The organism is Psychrilyobacter sp. (assembly GCF_049671765.1).
GTDB lineage: Bacteria > Fusobacteriota > Fusobacteriia > Fusobacteriales > Fusobacteriaceae > Psychrilyobacter.
The window spans coordinates 1-26,084 of record NZ_JBATVM010000125.1 but is presented as its reverse complement, the minus strand read 5'-3'; the positions used below and the strand labels follow the sequence as shown (position 1 = coordinate 26,084).

The 26,084-nt window shown below is 30.8% G+C and carries 27 protein-coding genes, 1 pseudogene and 1 riboswitch; of the genes and pseudogenes, 5 read left to right on the top strand and 23 right to left on the bottom strand.

Features of this window, described 5'->3' with window-relative positions; genetic code table 11:
* Nucleotides 1-127: 127 nt before the first annotated feature.
* From WBG30_RS06335 to WBG30_RS06310, 6 genes are all read right to left on the bottom strand, one after another.
* Nucleotides 128-757 carry an ATP-binding cassette domain-containing protein gene (locus tag WBG30_RS06335; protein WP_424503802.1) on the bottom strand — a complete coding sequence of 210 codons (630 nt, stop codon included), beginning with the start codon at nt 755-757 and terminating at the stop codon, nt 128-130.
* 2 nt (nt 758-759) lie between these two features.
* Nucleotides 760-1,455, bottom strand: a complete 696-nt coding sequence (locus WBG30_RS06330) for an ABC transporter permease (RefSeq protein ID WP_424503801.1) — start codon at nt 1,453-1,455, stop codon at nt 760-762.
* A 69-nt stretch (nt 1,456-1,524) separates the two neighbouring features.
* Nucleotides 1,525-2,463, bottom strand: a complete 939-nt coding sequence (moaA, locus tag WBG30_RS06325; protein WP_424503800.1) for a GTP 3',8-cyclase MoaA — start codon at nt 2,461-2,463, stop codon at nt 1,525-1,527.
* A 10-nt stretch (nt 2,464-2,473) separates the two neighbouring features.
* Nucleotides 2,474-2,962 carry a MogA/MoaB family molybdenum cofactor biosynthesis protein gene (locus WBG30_RS06320; RefSeq protein WP_424503799.1) on the bottom strand — a complete coding sequence of 163 codons (489 nt, stop codon included), beginning with the start codon at nt 2,960-2,962 and terminating at the stop codon, nt 2,474-2,476.
* 311 nt (nt 2,963-3,273) lie between these two features.
* The gene (gene deoC / locus WBG30_RS06315) at nt 3,274-3,939 is read right to left on the bottom strand and encodes a deoxyribose-phosphate aldolase (protein ID WP_424503798.1); all 666 of its coding nucleotides are present in this window, start codon (nt 3,937-3,939) and stop codon (nt 3,274-3,276) included.
* 81 nt (nt 3,940-4,020) lie between these two features.
* Nucleotides 4,021-5,322 carry a thymidine phosphorylase gene (locus WBG30_RS06310; RefSeq protein ID WP_424503797.1) on the bottom strand — a complete coding sequence of 434 codons (1,302 nt, stop codon included), beginning with the start codon at nt 5,320-5,322 and terminating at the stop codon, nt 4,021-4,023.
* 159 nt (nt 5,323-5,481) lie between these two features.
* On the opposite strand from WBG30_RS06310, the gene WBG30_RS06305 reads away from it, so the two are divergent.
* The gene (locus tag WBG30_RS06305; protein ID WP_424503796.1) at nt 5,482-6,138 is read left to right on the top strand and encodes a Crp/Fnr family transcriptional regulator; all 657 of its coding nucleotides are present in this window, start codon (nt 5,482-5,484) and stop codon (nt 6,136-6,138) included.
* A gap of 84 nt (nt 6,139-6,222) precedes the next feature.
* On the opposite strand, the gene WBG30_RS06300 is transcribed toward WBG30_RS06305, so the two are convergent.
* On the bottom strand, nt 6,223-7,230 hold the full coding sequence (locus WBG30_RS06300; RefSeq protein WP_424503795.1) for a BMP family lipoprotein: 1,008 nt from the start codon (nt 7,228-7,230) through the stop codon (nt 6,223-6,225).
* Between the two features lie 85 nt (nt 7,231-7,315).
* Nucleotides 7,316-7,412, bottom strand: a riboswitch (purine riboswitch).
* 88 nt (nt 7,413-7,500) lie between these two features.
* Between WBG30_RS06300 and WBG30_RS06295 the strand changes: the two genes are divergently transcribed.
* Nucleotides 7,501-8,184, top strand: a complete 684-nt coding sequence (locus WBG30_RS06295) for a Crp/Fnr family transcriptional regulator (RefSeq protein ID WP_424503794.1) — start codon at nt 7,501-7,503, stop codon at nt 8,182-8,184.
* A 71-nt stretch (nt 8,185-8,255) separates the two neighbouring features.
* Here WBG30_RS06295 and WBG30_RS06290 read toward each other — a convergent pair whose 3' ends face one another.
* From WBG30_RS06290 to WBG30_RS06255, 8 genes are all read right to left on the bottom strand, one after another.
* Nucleotides 8,256-8,666 carry a hypothetical protein gene (locus tag WBG30_RS06290; protein WP_424503793.1) on the bottom strand — a complete coding sequence of 137 codons (411 nt, stop codon included), beginning with the start codon at nt 8,664-8,666 and terminating at the stop codon, nt 8,256-8,258.
* 109 nt (nt 8,667-8,775) lie between these two features.
* Nucleotides 8,776-10,503: a phospho-sugar mutase gene (locus WBG30_RS06285; protein ID WP_424503792.1), complete on the bottom strand. Its 1,728-nt coding sequence runs from the start codon at nt 10,501-10,503 to the stop codon at nt 8,776-8,778.
* Nucleotides 10,504-11,223: 720 nt separating this feature from the next.
* Nucleotides 11,224-11,796 (bottom strand): IMPACT family protein, encoded by a 573-nt coding sequence (locus WBG30_RS06280; protein ID WP_424503791.1) that lies wholly within the window; start codon nt 11,794-11,796, stop codon nt 11,224-11,226.
* Nucleotides 11,777-12,424, bottom strand: a complete 648-nt coding sequence (locus WBG30_RS06275) for a trimeric intracellular cation channel family protein (RefSeq protein ID WP_424503790.1) — start codon at nt 12,422-12,424, stop codon at nt 11,777-11,779. The genes WBG30_RS06280 and WBG30_RS06275 overlap by 20 nt, the downstream gene beginning before the upstream one ends.
* Nucleotides 12,425-12,474: 50 nt before the next feature.
* On the bottom strand, nt 12,475-13,215 hold the full coding sequence (locus WBG30_RS06270; protein ID WP_424503789.1) for a site-2 protease family protein: 741 nt from the start codon (nt 13,213-13,215) through the stop codon (nt 12,475-12,477).
* Nucleotides 13,216-13,235: 20 nt separating this feature from the next.
* Nucleotides 13,236-14,876 carry a ComEC/Rec2 family competence protein gene (locus tag WBG30_RS06265; RefSeq protein ID WP_424503788.1) on the bottom strand — a complete coding sequence of 547 codons (1,641 nt, stop codon included), beginning with the start codon at nt 14,874-14,876 and terminating at the stop codon, nt 13,236-13,238.
* A 17-nt stretch (nt 14,877-14,893) separates the two neighbouring features.
* Nucleotides 14,894-16,276 carry a dGTP triphosphohydrolase gene (gene dgt / locus WBG30_RS06260; protein WP_424503787.1) on the bottom strand — a complete coding sequence of 461 codons (1,383 nt, stop codon included), beginning with the start codon at nt 16,274-16,276 and terminating at the stop codon, nt 14,894-14,896.
* A gap of 30 nt (nt 16,277-16,306) precedes the next feature.
* Nucleotides 16,307-16,663, bottom strand: coding sequence for a DUF805 domain-containing protein (locus tag WBG30_RS06255; RefSeq protein WP_424503786.1), 357 nt, complete (start codon nt 16,661-16,663; stop codon nt 16,307-16,309).
* Between the two features lie 227 nt (nt 16,664-16,890).
* On the opposite strand from WBG30_RS06255, the gene WBG30_RS06250 reads away from it, so the two are divergent.
* Nucleotides 16,891-17,418 (top strand): GNAT family N-acetyltransferase, encoded by a 528-nt coding sequence (locus WBG30_RS06250; protein ID WP_424503785.1) that lies wholly within the window; start codon nt 16,891-16,893, stop codon nt 17,416-17,418.
* Nucleotides 17,419-17,638: 220 nt separating this feature from the next.
* Here the strand turns inward: WBG30_RS06250 and WBG30_RS06245 are convergent, their stop codons facing one another.
* From WBG30_RS06245 to WBG30_RS06215, 7 genes and pseudogenes are all read right to left on the bottom strand, one after another.
* The gene (locus WBG30_RS06245) at nt 17,639-18,559 is read right to left on the bottom strand and encodes a DMT family transporter (protein WP_424503784.1); all 921 of its coding nucleotides are present in this window, start codon (nt 18,557-18,559) and stop codon (nt 17,639-17,641) included.
* Nucleotides 18,556-18,723, bottom strand: a pseudogene (locus tag WBG30_RS06240) (HAD family hydrolase); the annotation flags it as partial. The gene WBG30_RS06245 and the pseudogene WBG30_RS06240, both read right to left, overlap by 4 nt.
* Before the next feature lie 14 nt (nt 18,724-18,737).
* On the bottom strand, nt 18,738-19,274 hold the full coding sequence (locus WBG30_RS06235) for an HAD hydrolase-like protein (protein ID WP_424503783.1): 537 nt from the start codon (nt 19,272-19,274) through the stop codon (nt 18,738-18,740).
* Nucleotides 19,271-20,713, bottom strand: a complete 1,443-nt coding sequence (locus WBG30_RS06230) for a CehA/McbA family metallohydrolase (protein WP_424503782.1) — start codon at nt 20,711-20,713, stop codon at nt 19,271-19,273. Before WBG30_RS06230 ends, WBG30_RS06235 begins: the two co-directional genes overlap by 4 nt.
* Before the next feature lie 10 nt (nt 20,714-20,723).
* Nucleotides 20,724-22,010 carry an extracellular solute-binding protein gene (locus WBG30_RS06225; RefSeq protein WP_424503781.1) on the bottom strand — a complete coding sequence of 429 codons (1,287 nt, stop codon included), beginning with the start codon at nt 22,008-22,010 and terminating at the stop codon, nt 20,724-20,726.
* Between the two features lie 28 nt (nt 22,011-22,038).
* Entirely contained in the window at nt 22,039-22,950 is a 912-nt protein-coding gene (locus tag WBG30_RS06220; protein WP_424503780.1) for a carbohydrate ABC transporter permease, read from the bottom strand.
* 14 nt (nt 22,951-22,964) lie between these two features.
* Nucleotides 22,965-23,843 (bottom strand): carbohydrate ABC transporter permease, encoded by an 879-nt coding sequence (locus WBG30_RS06215; protein ID WP_424503779.1) that lies wholly within the window; start codon nt 23,841-23,843, stop codon nt 22,965-22,967.
* Nucleotides 23,844-24,046: 203 nt separating this feature from the next.
* Between WBG30_RS06215 and WBG30_RS06210 the strand changes: the two genes are divergently transcribed.
* Together WBG30_RS06210 and WBG30_RS06205 are read left to right on the top strand one after the other, a co-directional pair.
* Nucleotides 24,047-24,538 (top strand): transposase, encoded by a 492-nt coding sequence (locus tag WBG30_RS06210; protein ID WP_424503804.1) that lies wholly within the window; start codon nt 24,047-24,049, stop codon nt 24,536-24,538.
* Nucleotides 24,539-24,671: 133 nt separating this feature from the next.
* On the top strand, nt 24,672-25,835 hold the full coding sequence (locus tag WBG30_RS06205; RefSeq protein ID WP_424503778.1) for an ISL3 family transposase: 1,164 nt from the start codon (nt 24,672-24,674) through the stop codon (nt 25,833-25,835).
* Between the two features lie 123 nt (nt 25,836-25,958).
* Here WBG30_RS06205 and WBG30_RS06200 read toward each other — a convergent pair whose 3' ends face one another.
* Nucleotides 25,959-26,075, bottom strand: coding sequence for a hypothetical protein (locus WBG30_RS06200; protein ID WP_424503803.1), 117 nt, complete (start codon nt 26,073-26,075; stop codon nt 25,959-25,961).
* Nucleotides 26,076-26,084: the final 9 nt, after the last annotated feature.

Genomic DNA, 26,084 nt, shown 5'->3' with positions numbered 1-26,084 from the left:
ACATTTTCACATAGTATTCTACCCAATGAGTGTTCCAATTTACAAGTTTCTTTTTTCCCTTCTAATGTAGGTATTTTTTTTAAAATTAATCCCTCTATATCATCTATATCAGTTACCTTTAAAAAATTCATATTTTAAACCTCTCTTTTATCTGATTCTTACATTTTTCTAGAACTATTTTTTCTCCCTTCAAATTCTCAAAAAAACCATGATCATGAGTTACAACAATTATTGTATTACCTTTTTGATTATACTTTTCCAAAATATCTATAAGTTCTAGTTTAGCTAATTTATCTAAATTTGCTGTAGGTTCATCTAACATGAGTAATTTCGGAGAAAATGAGAGTGCTCTTACAATTGCAACTTTTTGAGTTTCCCCACTAGAAAGTTTAGAAGCTTCTTTATTTTTTAATGTCTTCAAATTAAATATATCCAAAAGAATTGTCATTCTTTCTTCTATATTCTCTCTTTTTCTTATTTTTAATGGATATTCAATGTTTTTATAGACATTCCCTTTTAGCATATATGGATTTGCATCTACTAGTGAGATTTCATTGTCTATAAAAGAATCTTCTACTTCACCCTGATATTCCTTATCTATCTTAGCCAAAATATTTAGTAAAGTCGATTTTCCTGCTCCATTTTCACCAACTAAATAACTGATTCCTCCATTTTTAAAAGTGAGTTCAGGAATATTTAAAACGTCTTTTCTATTAAAAGTTTTTTTTAGATTTCTAATCTTAATATCTTTTTTCATGATTAGTTATTCACCTCAATCTTATGAACATATATGAAATTATTAATCAAAAATGTAATCCCTAATAATATTATCCCCAAGGCTATTCCTGTAGAATAATCCCCCATTGAATTTAGCATAGAGATAGAGGTCGTCATTACCCTAGTAGAACCCTTTAGGTTCCCTCCTACTATCATTACTGCCCCTACCTCTGTTATAGCACGAGAAAAACAGGTTATAACTATAATTAACAATTCATCTTTTAGTTCCAATAGGATTAAAAACAATCTATCTTTTCTCTTTCCGCCTAATATTTTCCCTACTCTATTTATTTTTCGTGCCTTGGATCGACTAAGTGTATAGGTCAAACTGAGACATAGAGGCAAAATTAAAAATGACTGAGCTATTATAATAGCTGTAGGAGTGTATAGGAGCTGTAAAAATCCAAATACTGAGTTTCTAGATAAAACTAAAGCTACTAACAGCCCTACTACTACTGATGGGATACCCATCAAAGAGAATATTGTTCTAGCAAAAAAAACTTCTCCCTTAAATTTTCTTAGCCCCAGCTTTAATCCTATAGGTATAAATACAACTGATATTATTGTTGTTGAGATAAGAGCTACTCCTATTGAAAGGAATATAACTTCATACAACTCCTTATTCAAAGAAATTATCAGTTGAAATGCCCTTATAAATCCATTTAATATATAATCCATATTTTTCCCTTTTTAAGTTTGCTTCGCAATAAATAAACAACGTGACGTTGCATCCAGATAGACCCCCGATTAACCACCAATGCTCACCATATTTTTCTTTATATATTTTTTTTCATCTAACCTATGTTCTTTGGGTTTTTCACCCATAATCTCTTTCAGTGCTTTCATTGGATCTTTTCCCTCTAAAATTTCTAACATATCGTACTCTTTATCTGAATGTAAACACAGTTTTAACTTCCCTTCAGAAGTTAATCTTATTCTATTGCAAGATGAACAAAATTTATTTGAATTAGGAGATATAAAACCAATTTCTCCCTTTGAATTGGGTATTTTATAAATTTTAGCTATATTTTCTTCCCTATAAAATCTTAATTCACTGTGTTTTTTTATGACTTCTGCCGCTGAATAATATTTCCCTTTCCCCCACTCTATATTATCTCCCATTGTCATAAGTTCAATAAATCTTACTTGAACTTTTCTATCTTTTGTAAATTTTATAAAATCTTCTATTTCATCACTATTAAAATTATTGAGGAGTACACAGTTTATCTTTATAGGAACCATATTCAACTCTTCTAATTTATCTATAGATAACAAAATCTTATTTAAACCATCTACCCCTGTTATATCTTTAAATTTATCTCTTTTAAATGTATCTAAGCTCAGATTAACTCTATCTAATCCAGCTTTTTTTAGCTCTTCTAGTTTATCTAATAACAACAATCCATTACTAGTCATTGTAACTTCTTCTATCTTATCTATACTTTTTATTCCACGAACTATCTCTACTAAATCTTTTCTTAACAGAGGTTCTCCACCTGTTAATCTGATTTTTTTTATCCCCATTTTTGAAAATAGTTTTACCAAATCTATGATCTGTTGCTGTGACATACTTTTTTCAAAGCAATGTATATTATCTTGGGGACTACAATATTTGCATTTAAAATTACAACTATCTGTCAATGAAATTCTTAAGTAATCTATATTTCTACTATATGAATCTAGCATATTCCCCCCTCTACTTTCTCGCACAATCGCCTGTTTTTTTCAATAAAATTTCTAGACCATGATCTATCGGTTCTAACATATATTCTAATATTTCCCTTACCGCTTTAGGGCTTCCAGGAAGATTAATTATTAGTGTATTCTTTCTAATTCCAGCCACGCCACGAGATAGCATCCCACGATTAGTAATCTTCATACTAAAGGCCCTCATAGCCTCTGGTATCCCAGGTGTCAACCTCTCTATAATTTTTAAAGTTGCTTCTGGTGTTACATCCCTTGGAGAAAACCCTGTTCCTCCTGTAGTTAAGATCAAATCTATATCTCCTCTTTCCACAGTTTCTAATAATTTTTTTTCTATAATATCTCCTTCATCTGGAATGAGATCAGTCACAATAACTTCATATCCAAAGTTTTCTACACACTCTATAATTACTTTTGTACTTAGATCTTCCCTCTCTCCTTTAGACCCTTTATCACTCATACAAATTATACCAACTCTCATAATTTCACCTCTTATTTATAAACAAATCACATATTATACTTTTATTATATATAGCATAATATACCTCATTTTTTTTTAAATCAACTTTTTTATTTTTTTACTCCCATTCAAAATGAAAGTTTTCTATTCATTTTAATCTCACACAAATAAATTTTATCATCTTTTTATTTTAACATATTTGATTAAGTCTTAATATTTAATTAATTTTCATTTCTTTAAAACAATCTAAAATCAAAAAAAGAATACTGTAAACAGTACTCTCATTTTGATTTTATTTTTAATATAATCTATACTATAATAATTGAAATAGTTTAGTATTCATCTTCTTTTGCTTTTCCTGTACTTACCAAACTAACCCCAGAAGAAGTTCCTAATCTAGTAACTCCCATCTCAATATATTTCATAGCAGTTTCTATATCTCTTACTCCTCCAGCAGCTTTTATCTGTGCTTTATTTCCTACTACTTCTTTCATAAGTGCTACATCTTCAAATGTAGATCCTCCAGTTCCAAATCCTGTAGAAGTTTTTACAAAATCCGCTCCTGCACTTACGGAAAGTTCACAGGCTTTTCTTTTTTCTGCGTCTGTTAAGTAACAATTTTCATGAATAACTTTTAATATATGAGTTCCAATAGTTTCTTTTATTTCTCTAATCTCAGATTCTACCTCGTCAAATTTACCATCTTTTAAGAATCCAATATTTATTACCATGTCAATCTCATCTGCTCCATCTTCAATACACTTCTTAGCTTCAAATATCTTTGCATCTTTAGACATAGCTCCTAGTGGAAAGCCTATTACTACCGCAATTTTTACATCTGATCCCTCTAATTCTTTTTTAGCTATTGATACATAAGATTCATTTATACATACTGAAAAAAATTTATATTCACGGGCTTCCTTACATAGTTTTATTATATCTGCCTCTGTAGCGATAGCCTTTAATACTGTGTGATCTATATACTTGTTTATTCTCATTTTTTACTCCCTCCACTTCTTATACACTAATTTCAGAACTCTCTCTTCTGTTCTACCTCTTTATGGCATCGTAAAAGTCATTTACCCAATCATATCTAATATTGTAGGAATCTTTTCTACTTTCTCTTTAGAAAATACAAAAGCCCCTTTTAACGTTTCTATGATCTCTTCTCTCACATTATTTTGATGGTATAGAGTCAAAATAGCTTCTCCTGATTCAAACTGGTCTCCTACTTTTTTATGTATTATTAATCCAACTGAATGATCTATTACATCATCTTTTGTAGCTCTTCCTGCACCTAACATCATAGCCGCTTTACCTATTTTTTCAGCATCAATATGTTTTATATATCCACTTTCTTTTACGTTAAATTCAAAAGTTTCAGTAGCTATATTAAGTAATGAATAATCATCACAGATATCTGAATTACCACCACTTCCTTTTATAAAACTTCTTAGCATCTCAAGAGCTTTTCCGTTTTTTATAACTTCTTTTACTTTTTCTATTCCTTCTTCAAGTGTTTTTACATCACCTTTTAGGATAAGTGCCTGTGCTCCTAATACTTCTACTAAATAAGTAAAGTCCTTTGGACCATTTCCCTTTAGAGTTTCTATAGCTTCTACTATTTCTAGTGAGTTCCCTACAGCATTTCCAAGTGGTTCATCCATATTAGTCAACATACATACGATATTTCTATCAAACGCCTTCCCTAAATCATACATTGTTTGAGCTAATTTACGTGCTTCTTTTAGATCCTTCATAAATGCTCCAGATCCCACCTTTACATCTAAAATTATTGCATCTGCATGAACTGCCAATTTTTTACTCATTATAGAGCTGGCAATAAGCGGAATACTAGATACAGTAGCTGTAACATCTCTTAGTGCATAAAGTTTTTTATCTAAAGGAACTATTGATTCTGCCTGACCCATGAGTCCTGTTCCTGTTTCATTTACTATTTTTATCAACTCTTCTTTTGAATTACTAAATTTAAACCCTTTTATCGATTCAAATTTATCTATAGTACCACCAGTATGACCCAGTCCCTTCCCAGACAATTTTGCTGTTCCCATTCCCAGTGCACCAAATATAGGAGCTAAGGCAATAGTTGTTTTATCTCCTACCCCTCCTGTAGAATGTTTATCTATCAAGAATTTCTCCACACCAGGAAAATCTATTGTATCTCCTGAATCTATCATAGTTTCTGTAAATACTTTTAATTCCTCTGTATTCATACCATTAAAATAGACAGCCATTAAAAAAGATGCAATTTGATAGTCAGGTACTTCTCCTGCTTGATAATTTTCTAATAAAAATCTTATCTCTTCACCGGTTAAAACTTCTTTTTCCATTTTCTTTTGGATAATATCAACTATTCTCATTTTTCCCTCCTGTATAATACAACTACACGTATATATTATAACTTATTATTTTTTATTTCCTCTTACATTCCCATTTTTATTTTGATTTTCTTCTAAAAGTATGATATAAAATTTTATAGATTAATTATAGGACAGGTGGCAAAAATAGGGAGTGAACAGATGAAAAGCGGTCTAATCATAGAAAATTTTATAGATAAATATAAATTAAATAACTTATTTTCCAAGGAAAATACTAATTTATTCAAATTAAAAAAATACTCTAAAGGAGAAAATATAGTCAATGCAAAAGACGAAATAAAAAACATATATTTCATCTTGTCTGGAGGAATTGATATTTACTCTTTTTTAGCCAATGGAAGGAGTATATTTATTAATAAACTCTCCCCTCCAGAAATATTTGGAGAAGTAGAATATTTAGGAGAAACTTCTATGTTATTTGATGTAACGGCAAACTCTAATAACACCCTTATCATGAGTATTTCATTTAAAGATATTGAAGCAAATTTAAGTAATAATTACCAGTTATGGAGATTTTTAGGAGTAGCTTCTACCAAAAAATTATTAAAAACAAATAGGGCTATTCTCCTAAAAGAAGGCTTTAACCTTAAAAATATCTTAGCTCTTCATTTAGTTAAAAATAATCACCTTATCACCTTCAAATCTTTAAATGAACTATCCAAAGAATTAAATGTTAGTTATCGTAATTTAACTAGAATTATAAAGTTTTTTATAGACTCAGGAATCATCAAAAAAGATCGAAAAAGTATCCTCACGTTAGATAAAGATGCTATAAATGAATATTCTACAGAGATCTAAAAAATAATGTGATATTATATTAAAAAAAAGGTTTTATAATTTCCTATACAATAAAAAAGCCTCCAAATTTGGAGACTTTTTTATTTATTTCATTTTAATTTTTCCTGAAATTAAATCTTTCTTTATTTGTTCTAATTTAGCTAAATTTTCTTTCCCTATAACTTCTTTAGAAAATTCAAAGTTAGTAGTTGCCATTCCATTTTCCTTTAATCCTAAAATATCTATTCCAGCTGTAAAGTTACCAGCTAATCCTTCTGAAGCTGCATTAAATACAGATATGTCTACTCTTTTTAAAATCGAAGTTAATATTTTTCCTTCTACTTCTCCATCTTGATTTGAATCTACACCAATTCCATAAAGATCGTCTCTACCTTTTATAGCTTCCATAACTCCTCTACCAGACCCACCTGCTACTGTGAAAATAACATCTACGCCATTTTCTACCATTGATATAGCTAGTTCCTTTGCTCTAGCAGGATCATTAAATGGATTACTTCCCCCAACATATATATCTTTTACTTCCATATTTGGATTCATATAAAGTGCTCCTTGCTCATAACCTTCATAAAAACTTTTGATTACTGGTGCTTCTACTGCTCCTATAAATCCAATTGAATTATTTTTACTTACCATTTGTCCTAAAGCTCCTGCCAAAAAAGAACCCTCTTTTTGATTAAAAATTATAGATTTTACATTTGGTAAATCTACAACTGAATCTATAATTACAAAATTACTTTCTGGATATTCTTTCGCTACCTTTTCAATACCTTTTTCAGCATCAAAACTTACACCAATTATAAGATCATAGTTTGCTTCTGCAAATTCAGTAAAGAATTGATCAAATTCTGAAAGTGTTGTAGGCTCGACATATTTAATTTTTACTCCTAATTCTTTTTCCGCTTTTAAAAGACCTTCATAAGCTGAGTCACTAAAAGATTTATCTCCTAATCCACCTAAACCAAGTACTATTCCTACTTTATAATCAACTTTTTTTACGCCTTTATTTTCTGCCTTCTTAGAATTTTCCTCTTTTCCACAAGCAGTTAATAAGATCAAGCTTAACCCCATTAAAAATATTATTATTCTTTTCATCTTTTTGTTCCTCCTAATTTTTTAAACAATATCAACAATACTTTATTTATATATACAAAAACTAAAAACAGCTTACCCAAAAGTAAACTGCTCGCAATTTACTCATAGTGGCCAATTTAGGTTAGCCGTAGAAACTTTTGTCCATATCACAAATTTATATGAGTTGATTTATTTTTTTATGGTAATATGATAGTATAATACTATCAATAAAAATAGGTCCTATGTCCTTTTTTTACCCATAAAATCAACTTTAAAAGAGAGGTATAGTTTATGAAAATCATTAAAAGTCCCAATTTATTAAAAAAATATATTGAATTATATAATATTAACTCGATTTTTTCAAATAATCTTGAAAAACATATGACCCTTTATCAATTTAAAAAAAATGAACATCTATTTACCTCCTCTGAAAAGGTAAATTATTTTTATTTATTGGTCACCGGTGGAACCAAAATCGTTTTAAATTTAGAGAATGGAAAATCTCTCCTAATCGATTATAGTAAACCTCTAGAGATGTTAGGAGAAATGGAAATAATCAATAATCCATATTCAAAATATGATATTATTGCCACTGAAGATACTACAGTAATTGGTATTAGTATGTGTGTCTTTGCAAAATTAATTGCCAATGATCCGATATTTTGGAAATACCTGTATAGTTCTACATTAAATAAATTACAAACTACTGTTAATTCAAATATCATCTCCTCTTCATATAGTTTTGAGCATGTTTTAGCTAACTATCTAATCACCCACGCTGTAGAAAAAGGCGATGAAATTTTAATAGAGTCTAATAGTTTTATTGATCTTTCTCAACTTTTGGGTACTAGTTATAGACATCTCAACAGAGTTTTAAAAAAATTCATTGAGAAAGGGCTAATAAAAAAAGATAAAAGAAGAATAATTATTACAAATTATGAAAAATTAAGTGAGTATTATATAGAATTATATTAAAAGCAACGTGACGTTGCATCCAAATAATTATAATTTTTTATGTAAAAAAAAAGAGCAAGAGCTCTTTTTTTTTACATATTTTTCAAATCATGCTTCATATTTATAATGTCCGCTTTAATCATTGGAACTATTTCTTTCCATATAACTTTCTTTTCTTCTGCAAGGTCTTTTTTCATCTTATTAATTTTTTCAAATAATGATAAATAGATCTCTCTAACTTTTTTATTTCTAAGGTCTGTCTTATATACCTTATCAAATCCTATTAAGATATTATCTACACATCCTTCATTTACAAATCTTTCTCCATCATAACTAGTTTTAAAAAGCATAAGCATAAATTTATATCCAAATTTTACTTTATCTAATTTACAATATTTTAGAGTATATATAAATTCTCCCTCTATAACATTTGAAATAAATCTCCCATCTATATGATCAGCTACCTTCTCTTTTATCTTTAATACATGATTTTCATTTTCCATTCTCTTTCAACTCCTACTTCAATTTTATATTACATATTAACATATATTTTATAAAATAACTAAAAAGAAAGGAGAATCCGTAGATTCTCCTTTCTAAATTGTTAGTACTCTATAACCCCTTTGTAAATTCTCCAAATTCTACCATAGTTCCTTTTAATTTTCTTTCTACCTTTAATTTACTATCTGATTTTACAGCAAAATAATATTTTATTTTTGGCTCAGTTCCAGATGGTCTAGCTGTTATATATGTTCCATCAGCTAAAACAAATTGAAGTACATTAGATTTTGGAAGATCTAATTTGATCTCTGTACAAGCTACCTTATCACATTCTATCTGTAACTCGAAATCTCTTACTATTACAACATCTTGTCCTAATAGTTTTTTAGGAGTATTTTCTCTTAAAGTTTTCATGATATTTGTAATTTGCTTTGCTCCATCTTTTCCACTCATAGTTATTGCCGTGATTCCTTCTCTATACCATCCATATTTATCATACATCTTATCTAATTCTGCTGGAATATCTGTTCCAATAGAATCATAATAAGCTGCCATCTCAGATAAGATCATAGTAGTTACAATGGCATCTTTATCTCTAGCATGGGTACCAATTAGATATCCATAAGATTCTTCAAATCCAAATACATAACTTCCATCTAAAACTCCATCTTCAAATTGCTTAATTTTTTCACCTATAAATTTAAACCCAGTCAATGTTCTATACATTTTTACACTATGTGCTTTTGCTACTTCATCTAGCATAGGAGTAGATACTACAGTAGAAATTACTGCACCATTAGAAGGAATATCCTTTTTAAATTTCAAGATGTATTCCATTAGTAATAGTCCTACTTGATTTCCATTTGGATATGACCAGTTACCCTTTTTATCTTTTACCGCTATTCCTAATCTATCTGCATCAGGATCATTTGCCATTACAATAGAAGCACCTTTTTCATTAGCTAATTCAATTCCTAATTTAAATACTGCTGGATCTTCAGGGTTTGCATATCCCACTGTAGGGAATGTCCCATCTGGCATCTCTTGACTTGGCACTGTATATACAGATTTAAATCCACATTCATCTAATACTCTTTGTACAGGGACTCTTCCTGTTCCATGTAATGGAGTATATACAATCTTATAATCTGCTTTATTTGAAATATCAGTTATAATCTGCTCAGTTTTTACAATATTCATATATTTATCATCTAAATCTTTCCCTACTATAGTTAATAAACCTTTAGACTTAGCTTCCTCTTTAGAGATAATTTTAATCTCTCCTAAATCTTTGATACTAGTTACACCATTTACTATTCCACTGGCATGAGGCTCTACACATTGAGCTCCGTCATTCCAATAAACTTTATATCCATTATATTCTACTGGATTATGTGATGCAGTTACTACTACACCTGCTTGAGTCCCTAATTCTCTTACTGCAAATGATAGCTCTGGTGTAGATCTAAGAGATTCAAATAAATATGCTGGAATGCCATTGGCAGCCAATACTAAAGCTGTATTCAATGAATATTCTACCGACCCAATTCTGCAATCATAAGCTATTACAACACCTTTTTTTCTTACAGCTTCTGCATCTACTTCTAATAAATACTTAGCAAACCCTTGAGTTGCTTTTCTTATCATATATTTATTCATTCTATTGATTCCGTTTCCTCTAATTCCTCTTAATCCTCCTGTACCAAATGCTAATTCAGTATAGAATCTTTCCTCTATTTCCTTTTCATCTCCTTTTATAGAAGCCAATTCTTCCCTATCCTCTATATCTATATATGGTGAATTTAACCATACTTCATATTCTTTCATATAATCTTTCATAATTCCCCCTCTGATTTTAATTTTTACTTCTAATAGATAATACTTTTTTTCCGTATTTTTTTCAAGTAAGATTTTTGATTCAAAACTACCCATTACTTATTTCCGACACTAATATTTGACTCGTAAAACACGAATTAAAAACTTAAAGACTTTTTATCACTAATTACACAAATTATCTCAGTTTTATAAAACCTAAACATCTACACGAAACTCCTCAAGAAAATATATAAATCTGTAGAACGCGGATCTCTTTCGAGATACACAGAAAGATCTCTGATCTACACAGATAACATGTTTTATTTTTGCTTAAGAGCTTAATCGAAATTTATAGTCGTTCTACTTCAGCAGTACTGTTTCTACAATGACAATTGTGACTTACTTATTAAGACCAGATGTTATTGCTTCGGTTTCTCTTTGACATCGTAATTTTCTTATAACTAGAAGAAAATTTCGTACTCGTCAATCGAGAAACCATAAAAAGGAAGAGTAAGGAAATCTTCTTGATCCTCTTTGGTTCGTTTTTCAAATCAAGCTGAGAAATGAACCCGTATTAAAGAGGGACTCTTTAGAACTTGTTTTACCACCAAGTTTAGACTAATTAAAGATTTTACTGCTATTGAACAGAAATTTTTATTTTTTGACACAGAGACTCACCGAGACCTAGATTAAAGTTCACTAAGGACAAGTGTTATCAACAAAAAAAGGTTGAAAAATTCAACCTTAGTTTTCTATCAATATAATTCCTCTTATTTCTTTTAGCTTTAAAAGGACATCTTCTGAAACTCTTCCTCTGTATAGAATTTGTTCTCCATATTCTTTAGAAAATTCCTCTTCTCCTTCTAATAACTTATCTATCTGAGAAGATCTATCATAAGAAAATTCTATCACTACATTTATTTTGGAGCTCCATTCTACTATTCCGGCTTCTTCTATAGCTAATTTTGCAGTTTTAGCGTAATTTCGAATAAGCCCTCCAGCCCCTAATTTTATCCCACCAAAATATCTAGTAGCTACTACCACTAAATTATCTAGATTCAATATATTTAAGATCTCTCCCATGGGCTTTCCTGCTGTCCCACTAGGTTCTCCATCATCATCGACCTTATAGTATTCTTGACCATTTTCCAAAACCTTATATGCACTGCAATTATGTCTTGCATCTGGATGTTTTAACTTTATTAGTTTTATAAACTCCTCTGCTTCACTCTTAGTAAAAATTGGCTTGATATATCCTATAAATTTAGATTTTTTTATCTCAAATTTTATTGTGCTCTCATTTTTTATAGTTTTCATGTTCTTTCTCCCTAAATTTACTAGGTAAATTTAATTTATATTTAATAGCTACGAGTCTTATCACAAACAGCACTATAAATATCCCATAAGCTAAATTTTCCCTTCCCAACATATTCTGATTGGCTAAAACTAAAAACCAATATAAAAGTCCTCCTACTGCACATAAGGCAGCATAAATATCTTCTTTCAGCACAAATGGGATTTCAGAAACCAATAAATCTCTTATTACTCCTCCTCCCACACCAGTCAAAGTTGCCATTACAGCAGTAGAAAATGGTCCTAAATTAGCGTTTACGCCTTTTTCAGCCCCAATTATTGTAAATGCTGCTAATCCTAACGCATCGGATATCATTATAAACCTTGAGATTTTTTTACTTCCCTCTAGTTTATTATGTAAAAAAAGATAACTAACTAATGATATAGCTATGGCTAAATATGCATCTCTCTCATTGAGTAATGATCCTGGGATCTCGTTTAAGAGCATATCCCTAAGAATCCCTCCACCTACTGCAGTGGTTACACCTAATACCGTTACCCCAAAAATATCTAACTTATATTTTAATCCCTTTAACATCCCTGATATAGCAAAAGCTATAATCCCTATATAATTTGTAATTTCAAAAAACATTTCTTTTTTACACTCCTAATCTTTTTTTATTCATTATGATATCATCGATATTACATAATATACATATTTAATATCTTTACCAAAAATTCAAATATTGGATCTATTATCTGCCATAAGATTCCTAGATAACTTAGTGCAATTATTATAAAAAATCCATATCTATCTAAGCTTTCGATTATATCTTTTATCCAGTCTCCTCCCAAACTCCAAAGAATCTTAGAGCCATCTAAAGGTGGGATAGGTAGGAGATTAAATATTCCTAAAACTAAATTTATTCTAATTAAATAACTTGTCGCCATACGAACTACATCATTTGTCGTGTATATTTCTGGAAAAAACTTAATTATACTAGCACCTAAAAAAGCTAAGGTAAAATTCACTACCACTCCAGCTATAGATACCATAAAAACACTAAATTCTCCCTTTCTTAAATTTCTATAATTTACAGGAACAGGTTTTGCCCATCCTATAACAAAAGAAGATCCCATTAAGATAAGGCCCATAGGCAATAGCATTCCCAAAGGATCTATATGTTTTATAGGATTTAGTGTCAAACGTCCCATTATCTTAGCTGTAGGATCTCCATTTAGATAGGCTATCATTCCATGGCCTAATTCATGTAATATTATCGACACCATCAGAACTCCTATCATAATAAGGATCATTGGTGTTTTAATTAAACGACCTATCATAAATACCAATAATAAACCTGCCAAACCTCCATAGAGAATCTTAGTCGATTTAGGCATATCCCTATTTACATATTTAAAATTTTCAAAAAACTCTTTCATACTTTAACTCCTCTTTATTTTCACTTTATCTTTATCTTTCCTTTTTCATTTATAAAATATTCATCTCCTACCCTTATTCCCTCACCCTTATTTAGTATTGTCTCTATAGCATTTGGGTAAGCTTTCTTTAATTCTTTGTTTTTCATATCATAGGATGTAACTATATAGTCTAACCTATTTATTCCGTTATCTTTCAATAAAAGAAGGTCTCTTCTTTCTAATTTTTTATTCAAAAATAATACTTTGTTAGGAATACTCCTATAGTTTACCCATTTCAAATCTAATTTTTCTATTCTCTGAGATGGTACTAAAAATATTAAAGGAATTATCCCTAAAGATATATACCAGTATCTTCTTATTTTTTCCCTTTTAAAAAGGATGAATAACAATATTATAACATATAGAAAGATATATAATAATAAGGAGATTCTATCATAAAATGCCAAAGTCAAAAATGGAATTTTAGAAAACATATCTATTATAAAAATCAAAATTTTGTAAAGCATATACCCAATTGGAATCAATATTTTTTCTAGTCCTACAAAGGACAGTAGGAGAGATATAAATAACATAAGCACTGTAGCTGAACCCATTGGAATAACTATTAAATTTGGTATAAAGGAAAACAAGGGCAATACTCTAAAATAATATAAAAATATAGGTATCAAAATAATTTGAATGGAAAAACTCAGTATAAGAAATTTAACAATATTATATTTCATTATTTTTTTAGGTAGGAACTCTCCTAAATGTTTTTTGACTTTGGGATCTAAAAATAATATTCCTACAAGAGCTAAGTAGGACATCTGGTAAGAAATACTCCTAATAGCATAGGGATTAATAACATTAGAAACTATAAAAGCCACCATCAATGCTTTTATCATCTCCCTTTCCTCATAAAAAATTTTAGCAGCCAAATATAATATTCCCATAATATAGGCACGCTGAACAGATGGAGTAAATCCTACCCCATAACAATAAGCTGTAAGAATTACTCCTGCCAACCAATATCTTACCTGATAGGGAAGCCTTTTCAATATTGTCAATATAGACAATATTATTATTCCTATATGAAGCCCTGATATTACAAGAATATGAGAAGTTCCTGTATAGTTAAATTTTTTTCTTATCTCTTCAGATATTCCCTCTTTTCTTCCCAATAAAACAGCCTTAATGAAGTTTTGAAATTCATAAGAAAACTCAGATCCTACTTTATCTGCTCTATTATTTAAAAAATCTCTGATCCTAGTCTCTATTTTTTCTTCTTTTAAAATAGATATCTCTACCCTATTTTCTTCTATTTTTCCTGCTCTTCCTAGAGTATTGTATGATCCCTCCTCTAAAAACTTATCCAAAATAGGATAATAGCTAGTTTTTAAATATTTCCCATCGACTTTTATTATCTTAGCTCTATCTGATATCACTTCCATTTGAAATTCATATACTCTATTTTCACTCAATTTTTCCATGGTTCTTGTACTATAATTTATATATAAAAATATCGTCATCCCTATCAAAATCAGTACTAACATCTTTTCTTTTTTCTTAATATAAACTCCTAAAATAAACAAAAGGGAACAAAGCAAAGCTCCCTCCCCTCCTACAAGATTGACTATAGATACAAATATTACATTTAAAAAAAATATCATATTTATATCCATAAGATCTCCTCCTCATCTTAATATTTTATAGCTGTAATAGCCTGATATAAGTCTAAAGCATAAGTATCTGTCATTCCACAGACAAAATCAGAGACTAAGTGCAATTCATTGTATAATTTATTTTCTGTGTCTGGATATTTTTTCATTAAAAATCTATAATTACTAGATATTAATCGAAATAATTTTTGTTCCTTGGTCCCTATTATATCTCTATTAGGTGAGGCTACTGCATCTGTAAACTCTTTGAGCAAAACTCTGATTATTGCATCTCCTGCTACCTCTAATTTTATTACTTCTTTCTCACTTATCAATATTTCTAAAAGTTCACGGAAAGCATATTCTACCCAGGATGCCTTTGAATTCTTGAGGAGTTCCCCCTTATAATTTCCTTCCATAATTTCATCATAATACTCTATAAAAGTATCTATAACTGAATCCATCATAAAATTTTGTAATTTTTTTCTAGTTACTTGGATAGCAATCTCAAAAGGTTTTGGATAATCTAAATCAACTTCTATAACCTCTAGACTCTTCAATATTTCTTTTTCTTTTTCACTGGTTATATCACAATATTTAAATAATTTTTCTTTTATAATACCTAATCCTAAAACACCTTTTTTACAGCCATCCTCAATATCTGCTATTGTATATGCAATATCATCTGCTGCTTCTAATAAATAAACCAGTGGATATCTTGCTGTTTTGCCATCTTTATTTTTTATTTCTAAAGAATCAAATATTTTTTTAAATGATTCCTTCTCACTAGAAAAATATCCAAATTTTTTATAACTAGGATCTTCATTTGTTTTACATCCCTCTGTGGAAGATCTAGGATATTTTATTATTGTAGCCAAAGTTTGAAATGATAGATTAAGTCCATTTTCATCTCTTAGATATTGGAGTTTTTTTAGGAGTCTAAAAGCTTGAGCATTTCCTTCAAACTTTTCAAAGTCATATCGTTCTTCCATTGACCAAAGATGTCCATAGAAATCAACATTATTTTCAAATTTTTCTTCAAAATATTTAGTATAAAAGTCATGAATGATAAATTCTCCATAATGACCAAAAGGAGGATTTCCTATATCATGTACTAGAGATGCTGCCTTTAAAATACTTTCTATCATACCTTTTTTCCCTTTTGGTAACTCCTCCATCTCTATGAGCTTTTTCTCCACTTTACTTCCTATTATTTGTGCTATTGTAGATACTTCTATAGAATGAGTCAGTCTTGTCCTAACAAAATCATTACTCTCTAAAGGGTATATTTGAGTCTTATTTTGTAACCTCCTAAAAGCCGAACTAAAAATAATCTTGGAAGAATCTTTCTTTAATTCCTCCAATTGGTTTTCTATATCTTTATCCCTAAAATATTTTACATCCAGTAATTTTTCCCATTTCATAGTATACATCCTTTTATAAATTCTATTTTATTAAAACCTTGTTCCTCTCAAATGATCTCCATACTGATTTTTACCGCTTTCCCCCTCTTTAGCCATTAAGATAAGAAACCATATCCAACCTACTAATGGAATCAATATAATCAATTGCATCCATCCACTTTTTCCTATGTCATGTAATCTTCTTATGGCTACTGCAACCCCTGGAATCAATATAAATAACGCATATATTCCTGAAAATATACTATTTTCAGGAGAAATCATTTGTTCCGCCATAGCCAACCCTATATTTATTGCAAAATTGACCAATATAAATGTCCAATATTCCCTTCTGTCAGACCTCCCTCCAAAATTTTTCCATTTTCTCAACACATCTAAATAATAATTCATCTGTTCCCTCCTTTTTTATTTATATATTTAATCTACCAAAAACCTTGTTTTTCTCCTTTAAAATCAAAATATAGAAATTACTTTTATTAAAATTTACATTATTTTTTCTGTATCATACTATTACTTTATTTTAAATACAATGTCAACAAAACTAAATATTCTTTTTGGAAGATTTTTATTTATAGAGTATAATTTTATTAAAAAAATATTTTTAGGGAGGAAAAAAGATGTATCAAGGGCAATTAGTACGATTGAGGGAATACCGAAAGGAAGATATAGAAAAAGCTAAGGAGTTTTTAAATGATTTTGAGGTAAGAAAAAATTTGCAGATCGGAGTGCCCTATCCATACACATTAGAAGATGAGGAAAAATGGTATAGTAATGTCAGTGCTGTAAAAGATACTTATACATTTGCTTTGGAAACTCTAGAAGGTCTATATATTGGAGGATGTGGAATAAATCAGATCGATTGGAAGAATAGAAAAGCTGTTATCGGAATATTTATAGGAGATAAGGAATATTGGAGTAAGGGCTATGGAAGCGATGCCATAAATACCTTGGTTAAATTTATATTTGAGGAGATAAATGTCAATAAAATAGCCCTATGTGTCTATTCTTTCAACGAAAGAGCTATTAAATGTTATGAAAAATGTGGTTTTACTCGAGAAGGTGTTCTAAGAGAGGAACTTTTTAGACAAGGAAAATATCACGATGAAATTTTGATGAGTCTACTTAAAAGAGAATATTATAAATAAAAACCTTTTTTTCTGTTATGAATCATACAAAATTTATAGAGATTTTTTGACATCTATTAATTTACATCCGAGTTTTAACAAAATTTAGTATAAATTTATATTCTCTCCTAACTATTAGAAACACTATCTAGTAATTGAGAAGAGGTTTTTTTTAATAGAAAGACGAAAAATATTAATGTAAAAAAAATCATATCAGTGGTGAAGTTTAAAAAATTCCTCTCTAGACACTACCTCTACCATTTTTCCCTCCCAAAATATCATTCCCTGCAAATACCATTGAAGCAAGGGATAGTGCTACCAATAGTGCTCCACTTGTTTTAAAGATCGTCAATTTTTCTCCTAAAAACAAACAACTGGAAATTAATGATATTACCGGGATTAGGTTTAAGTAAAGCGATGCTATACTCATATCTATTTTTTTTAGCCCCCTAAAGTAAAAATAATAGGCAAACGCAGATGAGGGAAGTGCCAGTAAGATTATCTGTAAACTCACCATATACCAGTTTAAATCCAAACTTATTTTAGGGATCTCTGTAAATAAACCTGGAATAAATGCCCAGCTCGCAAATAACATCTGGTAGGCTATAGCTATTAAGTTTGGACAATCCGAGTTATATTTCTTAGAAATATATGTGTAGAATACCCAGGAACAGTTGCTCCCAAATATCAGCAAATATCCTAATAAACTTCCATTTAAGTATCTTGTTTCCAAGCTATCTGCCACTGTTAATCCTATTCCTAGAATAGAAAGTCCAAAGGACAAAACTAAGAACGGTTTCACCCTTCTACCATTTAAAACTATATCAACAGCTAGAGTAAATATAGGAATTATACCTAAAATTATACCAACTATAGAAGCTTCCAGATATTTGAGAGATAGTGTTTCTAAGAAATAATACAGACTAACACCAGTCAAAGCCTTGATAACCAATGGGGTTATCTCTTTTTTCTCTATCTTGATTGAAACCTTTTTATGCCATGCTATAAAAAACAATGTCAATGCTGCTATAAAGAACCTAAAGAAATTAATTGTCATAGGTGGGATATCCCATATAAGATTCTTCAATACTACAATGGAACCTCCCCATAATATAGCACTTACCAGTAGATCTATGTGTCCACTGAGGAGTTTATTATTCATAGAACCTCTTCTAGATGTCCCACAGAAGGAATGACCTTATGTGCATTTCCTTTCAAATCATCTTGAACTCCTACACCAGACAAAACTCCAATTGATTTTATTCCTGAGTTTCTTCCAAATTCCATATCGCATATGGTATCCCCTACCATCAATACTTCATCTTTCTTTAGAGAGAATTTTAAACAAAATCTTTCAAATAGTTCTGGATGAGGTTTTTTTTTGTTGTTCCATCATCTGTACCTATATAATCAAAGTAATGGTAAATCCCTGTCATTTTTAGTGAGAATTCTGTTGACTCCTTTGTATCGGCAGTTGCTACTCCCAGGTATGTTCCCTTATTCTTAAGGGATCTTAAGATCTCTTCCACTCCATCTATTATCTCTATCTCAATGCCCTGGGCTACACTATGAAAATTAAATCTTTCCTTCACATATCCCCTAAATTCATCTATCTCTAACTCAACTATATTTCTTAGAGCTTCATACCAAGCGTCAGCAATCTCAAAGACTGTTTTTGTTGCCAGCAATCCCCTCCCATCCACTTCGTGACCTGAAATACCAATCTTCAGAAAAAGCTTTTCTATAAGAGCTTCTCCTCCATCTATATTATATTTTTTAAAAATGTCTCCAATGATATTTTTACTTATCGATATCCACATAGAACCAAACTTTATCAAAGTTCCATCCTTATCAAATAAGATTCCTTTAATTTTCATTGCCTCTCCTCCATCTTTTCTAATACTTGTTTCCAGTTAAATACTTCTTTTTCTTTTTTCCCAAAGTAAACTGGGTTAATATAACCTAAGAAATCTCCTTTCACATTCCTAATTTCTGCCCTTACCCAACTGTAATTACCTTCTAAGCAAAGGTTAAAATTTACCTCTCCATCTTTGATAAGTATCCTTTTTTCGGTTGTCTTTCCATCTATAATCAATAGTATCTCTATTTCTTCCACTATTTCCCTTACTGAAATTTGATATTTTAGATTTCTTTCAAATACCTCTTCTCCTGGGTAGTAAATTTTTTCACCTATTATTTCAGGGAAAAGTTTTACATCCCTTGAAACATAGATCCTTCCCATTTTTACCGCTTTCAGTACCTCATTTGCACTTAGGTTTTCTGAGAGAACATATGTTCCAGGGTCTCCATATAGTGATGGTTTGTTTGAACCTTTATATCTTTCCGTTGGTAGGAGGTGACAATCACTTCCCCCTACCCCATATATTTTATATCCCTCGTTCCAAAGAATATCTATTACATTCAAGGCCTTCTCTGTGGATGATGGGCTCGAAGAAAAAGTTGGATCGCAGCATATTTCAAGGGTATCTATCTTTTCTAGGTTCAAATCCTCAAATTGCCAGTGCCACGGATCCATCATCGAGTGATTTATGCTACATAGAGCTTCCTGCTCCTTAGCCCTATCCATTATCTCTTCCACATAATCCAGGTCCATCTCTCTTTCAATTGGCAGTACCCTTTCGTCCTTTGCTCCCAATATGTTAAAGTGTCCCATGGGACTTGTTACTTCAACCCCAGGAATAACAAGAACTTCCCCAGATTTAAAACCAGTATTTAGCATGTTGTGATCAGTTATCACGAAAAAATCCATATCCTGAATATTCTGTGCCATATCCATAGCTATTGTAGGACTCATATGCCCATCTGATAGTTGTGTATGTGTATGAAAATCACCCTTATACCATCTTCTTTTATTTGAAAGGATATTTTGATAATTATACTTTAACTTTAGCCTGTCGGCACTACTTTCATGGTCTGTCCATCCATCGTCTAATCTAAGAATTTCACCTTCAAATACCTCAGCATCTTTTTCTATCTTAACTATGCAAATCACCTTACCCTCTCTTTTTCCTTGCACAGGTTCAAAATTTATAAAGATAAACTCCCATTCTCCTGAGGGAAGTTCCCCTGGATAAGTTCCCACGCTTGTAAAAGATTTTTTTTTTGAAAGAAGCACCTTTTCAGGCGCCCTCCCATTAACATATTGTACCCTTAAAGTTCCAGCTGGATCCTTTATAAAGATATTTACATGACCATTATCTACATTAAATTCAAAGACTATATTTTCTTTTATTCCTTCTATTAAAACCTTTTCCCTTAAGACCTTTGAGGAATTTAATTCTTTTCTTAGTTTCATTACTCCTCCACTATTTTTTTAAAATCTTATTAAGGTCTCTTTGAGCTCTCTTTGCTGCTTCATCCAGAGCTACCTTTGCAGGAATGTTTTCAAGTTCTACCTTGTCAGCTGCAATCTTTAATGCATCTAGAATCTTCCCCTTTGTAGGATCAAAGAAATCCGGTGATCCTGTATTGGCTTGAATTAACGGTACTAACGCTTGAGGATTCTTCTCTACATATGCCTTATACTCCGATGTATCCTTTGCCGATTGTCTAACTGCAATATATCCAGTATTCATAGACCACTTTGCAGTTACCTCTGAACTTGTCAGATATTTCATAAATGCAAATGCCGCTTCCTTCTCTCTTTCCATAGTCCCCTTAGGAATGACAAGTACTTGGGCTCCAGCCTGAGGTTTTGCCAAATTCCCCTTCCATCCTGGCTGAGGTGCTGCTGCAAGTTTGGTGAAATTTAGATCTCCCTGGTCTCCAGCTGAACCTGTGTATCCTAAAGTTCTATCCTGAACTACATCATCTATTGTTTTGTACCAGTATGCCCAACCTTGTCCACCTGCGTGAATTCTCATAATCTCGTCTTCGTGTATCCACTTTCTAAATTGATCCCATACTTCAACCCACTCTTCAGAATTAATAGCTACCTTTGTTCCATCTTCATTGAGGTATTTTGCTCCATTACTTAATGATGCATCTATTAGGTTATTGTGTCCCCACATAGGTTCCCATCCAAAGTACACTGTTTTCCCATTTTCCTTCTTTGTAACAGCTTTAGCCACCCTGCTTAGTCCCTGCCATGTTTTAAGATCCTCTAGAGTAAATCCATTCTCCTCTAATACCTTCTTGTTATAGTAAAGAATCTGTGTTGTACCATAAGCTGGAAGTCCGTAGATTTTCCCTTCGTATGTTACCTGTTCTCTAAATGCTCCTATTAGATCATCTAAATTAAACCCTGGATCCTTTTGGATCATCTCGTCTAAACCTTCAGTTAAATCTCTCTTTCCTATATTAAATGCTTTTTCTGAGTTTAAAAGTACTACTGCTGGTGCGTTATTTGCCGCCATTGCTGCTTGTAGTTTTTGAAAAGTTTCACTGTAACTTCCTTGAACAATTGCCTTTACCTCATACTTATCTTGACTTGCATTAAAATTTTCTATATTTTTCTGCATGTTTTCTCCAAGTTTCCCACCTAAACCAAACCAGTATTCGATGACTACCTTACTTTTCCCTTTTATTTCCTTCTTTCCACAACCAGTGAACGACATTATTAAGATCACTAACATGAGTAACATCTTTTTCATCTTATCCTCCATATATATCTCTCTTACTTTATTCTTTTACTCCACTATCCGCTATACCATTTATGAAAAACTTTTGAGTAAAAACAAATATAATAAGTAGTGGCATCACCGCTATTGTACTTCCTGCCATTATTTGAGACCAATTAATCCCATATGCACCATCTTGTATAAAAAACTGCCTAAGTCCTATTGATATTAAACTACGTTCTGGGCTCTTAATTATTAGTGATGGCCACAAATAACTATTGTAATTTGTTATAAATGTAATTAATCCAAATGTAACAAAACTTGGTTTCGTTATTGGAAAGACTATCTTCCAAAGTATAGTCCACTCACTTGCACCATCTATCCTAGCTGCCTCTATCAAACTCTCATTTACCTTTAAGAATGTTTGTCTAAATAAAAATATTCCAAATATACTAGCTGCATTGGAAAATATTAATCCTGTATATGAATCTAAAAGATTCATTCTAGCTAAAATTATGTAACTTGGAACGTATGTCACTGCTGTTGGTAACATATATATCCCCATAATAATGGCGAAAAGTATGCCTCTGCCCTTAAATTTAAACTGAGTTATAGCATATGCAAACATCGCTGAGTTTATTGTCAAAATAAACGTTATTATAATTGCTGTGAATCCACTATTAAATAAATACATTCCAAATGGTGCTGATTTAAAGGCATCCACAAAACTAAACCACTGGGGTACATCAGGGATTATTTTAAACGGTTCATTCCATATTTCATAGTTTGTCTTTAAAGAGCTCGAGATCATCCAGATGAATGGAAATATCATTGCCAGGCTCATCCCTATCAAACTAATGTGTTTAAAAATCTTAACTGGGTCTATATCGATAGACATTTTACCGAGTTCCCTCTTTAAGTTTATCTTTTTTTTTAATACTTTTTCTCGTTGTAATACACCTACATTATCCATAATATAACCTCCTTTTAATAGTAAACCCATTTTTTTGCCATAATTAAGTTTATAATTGAGAGCAGCATAGTTATCATTAGTATAATTATAGATATTGCCGTTGCTCCTCCAATATCAAAGTTTTCAAAGGCTCTCTGATAATAGAGATAAAGAAGCGTTCTTGTACTTCCTGCAGGACCTCCTTGAGTCAGTATTTGTATTTGATCATAAGCCTGAATGGAATTTATCATATTCACCACTATTAAAAAAAATGTGGTCGGAGATATTAGAGGCAAAGTTACATTCCAAAATTGCCTAAAAGAACTTGCTCCATCAACCTTTGCGGCTTCATAGAGAGTTTTAGGAACCCTCTCCAATGCTCTTAAATAAAATATCATTGTCCACCCTAACCCTTTCCAAACTGTTACTATTATCACAACTAGCATCGCCCACTTAGAGCTATGTGCCCACTCTAGCGGCTGTAGCCTTAATAATTCAAACAAATGATTTACTAATCCATTTTCCGGTTCGAAAAACCAAGACCAGACAATTGAAACTGCAACAGTTGGTGTTATCCACGGAGAAAAAATAAAAGCCTTGTAAAAACCACTTCCACAGAGCTTTTCTTTAAGCAACAATGCTACCATAAGCCCTAGGAAAATTGTAGGAACAACCACCCCTGCTGAGAAATAAAATGTGTTAAAAAATGCCTTATAAAATTCTGCATTCTTTAAAAGATCTGCATAATTTTCAAATCCAACTATGTTATAATCCGGCGACATATAATCCCAATCAGTAAAACTTATACACAAACTTGCTAACATTGGAAGCACCCAAAATATCAAAAGTGGAATTATTGCCGGTAGAAGATAAAGAACTATCTTAATTTTTTTTTTAATTTTTTCATTATTCATTCTTTCCTCCTTCATTCATTTGATTAAATTATAAGCTATTCGTGTAAAACATATATAAAATTTGTGTAAAGAACACGTAAATAAGCTATTTTCACATTACCCTTTCTCTTGGTGGTTTCAAGAAGAACCTCGCATGGAAAAAACTTGATTTTTTCCCACCTAAATTTTTTAATAACTCTTGGAAATAGCTTGTTCTTAAAAGTATTTCTAAAGCATACCCTAAATGTAAAAAAACCAAAAACATCATCTCTCTTGGTTACAAAAAAGACTTTTTCATTAATTTAAAAGGTGATGTTTTAGATAATAATTCTCAAATTTTAAAATATATCGAACGTTATCTAATGAGGCCTGCTATTGCTGAGTACAAAATAACTAAATTTGAAGAGAATCAAGTCACATTTTGGTATATTGACGTTGCCACAAAAGAAAAAATATTTCTTACTCTTCCATTATTTAAATTTATCAGTAGACTAATTCTACATATTAATCCTAAAGGGTTTAAAGTCATTCGAAGATGTGGATTTTATACTAGAAATATCAAAGCAAACCTTAAATCTCAAATTAGATGTTTTTTTAAAGAAAATTCTTTCAAAGAAGCTTATTTTTTAAGTTCCTTTTTACATACGTTTTTTTATTCATTTTTTTTAAAGTTCTTTTCCCTCCGAAAAATTCTTTATTTTTTTACTAAACTTTAGTTTTTTTTACCAATATTCAAATTTATAATGGCTGTATAATCTTAATGGGGGGATTTGAAAATAAATTAAATAAAAAAGCATACAAAATCTGATATCATAGGAATTGACTAGAAACTCATGATGGAGGTTTTGTATGCACAGTAATAATATCATTAATTTATTAAAATTGGAAGGCGTTAGATTTATCAACTTAGAGGAACAAGGAGAGACAACTATACTATTTTTTAAAAGGATTGATAACCGTATGCTTTGTGAATGCGGCTGCTCTAAACTCCATATTCATGATTGGAGAAAGCAAACGTTAGTTGATTTACCCTTTCATGGGAAAACAGTTAAACTTGTAGTCTCTAAACAAAGATATCGTTGTCTTGATTGTGGTAAAAGAATCTCTTCAGCATTATCATTTGCTGAGAAACACAAAAGAATTACATGTAGAGCCATTCAATATATCATAACCAAATTGAAAAAATTAAATTTTAAAGATACATCCCTAGATTTAGGAATAAGCACTACTACTGTTATGCGGTATTTCCATAAAGAGGCTGATTTTGAAGTTAAAGATTTAAAGTCTCCAAAAGTTCTTCATATAGATGAATTTAAAGGTACCAGTGACGCTGGAAAGTATCAAGTAGCTCTTTGTGACGGAGATACAAATAAACTTTATGATGTACTAGCTGACAGAAATCAGGCGACTTTAATAAAATATTTTAAAAAATTAACTACAAAGCCTGAAATTTGCGTAATAGATATGTGGTTGCCATTTAAAAGAGCTATTAATAGAACTTGGAAAGATACAGTAATTATTGCTGATAAATTTCATTATGTTCGACAAATTCAATGGGCGATAAAATCAATTAGAATAAAGGCTCAAGAACATTCAAAAGAGAATAAAAAACTAAAAAAATATTGGAAATTATTCGCTAAAAACGCTAATAGCTTAACAAAAAATCAAACATGGAGATTAGAAAAATTAGTTAGTTTAGACGAGGACCTAAAAGAAGCTTACTTCATAAAGGCTTATTTCGATAGATATGTAACTGGAAACAAAGGGGAAGAAGCACATAATAAATTTGATGATTGGATTGATCTGGTTCAGATATCTAAAATACCAGAAATAAAAAACTTAGAAAAAACTTTTGAAAACTGGTATTCAGAAGTTGTAGCATCATTCTATTATGAAAAAACTAATGCATTAGCAGAAGGAATAAACAATCGAATAAAAGTGATAAAAAGACAATCTTATGGGATCAGAAAATTTGAAAATCTAAGGAATTTGCTTATGTTAAGAATTTCCTAATCCCCCCACAATTGACAAAGAGCCTTTATAATTTCCTATACAATAAAAAAAATCTACCGAGTAGACAGTCTGTCTACTCAGTGGATTTTTTTTCATAGGTATATAATTCTAAAAATATTCTTTCTACCTTCTGCTTTTCCCCTTTACTATTACATCTATTAACTCTATTTTCTCATCTAAAATAACTAAATCTGCTGTGTATCCACTAGCTATTCTTCCATATCTATCATCTACCTTCACTGCTTTAGC

Excerpts from the sequence above, each read along its gene's own strand:
- WBG30_RS06335 (WP_424503802.1), bottom strand. The coding sequence starts at position 757 with ATGAAAAAAGATATTAAGATTAGAAATCTAAAAAAAACTTTTAATAGA.
- WBG30_RS06330 (WP_424503801.1), bottom strand. The coding sequence starts at position 1,455 with ATGGATTATATATTAAATGGATTTATAAGGGCATTTCAACTGATAATT.
- moaA (WP_424503800.1), bottom strand. The coding sequence starts at position 2,463 with ATGCTAGATTCATATAGTAGAAATATAGATTACTTAAGAATTTCATTG.
- WBG30_RS06320 (WP_424503799.1), bottom strand. The coding sequence starts at position 2,962 with ATGAGAGTTGGTATAATTTGTATGAGTGATAAAGGGTCTAAAGGAGAG.
- deoC (WP_424503798.1), bottom strand. The coding sequence starts at position 3,939 with ATGAGAATAAACAAGTATATAGATCACACAGTATTAAAGGCTATCGCT.
- WBG30_RS06310 (WP_424503797.1), bottom strand. The coding sequence starts at position 5,322 with ATGAGAATAGTTGATATTATCCAAAAGAAAATGGAAAAAGAAGTTTTA.
- WBG30_RS06305 (WP_424503796.1), top strand. The coding sequence starts at position 5,482 with ATGAAAAGCGGTCTAATCATAGAAAATTTTATAGATAAATATAAATTA.
- WBG30_RS06300 (WP_424503795.1), bottom strand. The coding sequence starts at position 7,230 with ATGAAAAGAATAATAATATTTTTAATGGGGTTAAGCTTGATCTTATTA.
- WBG30_RS06295 (WP_424503794.1), top strand. The coding sequence starts at position 7,501 with ATGAAAATCATTAAAAGTCCCAATTTATTAAAAAAATATATTGAATTA.
- WBG30_RS06290 (WP_424503793.1), bottom strand. The coding sequence starts at position 8,666 with ATGGAAAATGAAAATCATGTATTAAAGATAAAAGAGAAGGTAGCTGAT.
- WBG30_RS06285 (WP_424503792.1), bottom strand. The coding sequence starts at position 10,503 with ATGAAAGATTATATGAAAGAATATGAAGTATGGTTAAATTCACCATAT.
- WBG30_RS06280 (WP_424503791.1), bottom strand. The coding sequence starts at position 11,796 with ATGAAAACTATAAAAAATGAGAGCACAATAAAATTTGAGATAAAAAAA.
- WBG30_RS06275 (WP_424503790.1), bottom strand. The coding sequence starts at position 12,424 with ATGTTTTTTGAAATTACAAATTATATAGGGATTATAGCTTTTGCTATA.
- WBG30_RS06270 (WP_424503789.1), bottom strand. The coding sequence starts at position 13,215 with ATGAAAGAGTTTTTTGAAAATTTTAAATATGTAAATAGGGATATGCCT.
- WBG30_RS06265 (WP_424503788.1), bottom strand. The coding sequence starts at position 14,876 with ATGGATATAAATATGATATTTTTTTTAAATGTAATATTTGTATCTATA.
- dgt (WP_424503787.1), bottom strand. The coding sequence starts at position 16,276 with ATGAAATGGGAAAAATTACTGGATGTAAAATATTTTAGGGATAAAGAT.
- WBG30_RS06255 (WP_424503786.1), bottom strand. The coding sequence starts at position 16,663 with ATGAATTATTATTTAGATGTGTTGAGAAAATGGAAAAATTTTGGAGGG.
- WBG30_RS06250 (WP_424503785.1), top strand. The coding sequence starts at position 16,891 with ATGTATCAAGGGCAATTAGTACGATTGAGGGAATACCGAAAGGAAGAT.
- WBG30_RS06245 (WP_424503784.1), bottom strand. The coding sequence starts at position 18,559 with ATGAATAATAAACTCCTCAGTGGACACATAGATCTACTGGTAAGTGCT.
- WBG30_RS06235 (WP_424503783.1), bottom strand. The coding sequence starts at position 19,274 with ATGAAAATTAAAGGAATCTTATTTGATAAGGATGGAACTTTGATAAAG.
- WBG30_RS06230 (WP_424503782.1), bottom strand. The coding sequence starts at position 20,713 with ATGAAACTAAGAAAAGAATTAAATTCCTCAAAGGTCTTAAGGGAAAAG.
- WBG30_RS06225 (WP_424503781.1), bottom strand. The coding sequence starts at position 22,010 with ATGAAAAAGATGTTACTCATGTTAGTGATCTTAATAATGTCGTTCACT.
- WBG30_RS06220 (WP_424503780.1), bottom strand. The coding sequence starts at position 22,950 with ATGGATAATGTAGGTGTATTACAACGAGAAAAAGTATTAAAAAAAAAG.
- WBG30_RS06215 (WP_424503779.1), bottom strand. The coding sequence starts at position 23,843 with ATGAATAATGAAAAAATTAAAAAAAAAATTAAGATAGTTCTTTATCTT.
- WBG30_RS06205 (WP_424503778.1), top strand. The coding sequence starts at position 24,672 with ATGCACAGTAATAATATCATTAATTTATTAAAATTGGAAGGCGTTAGA.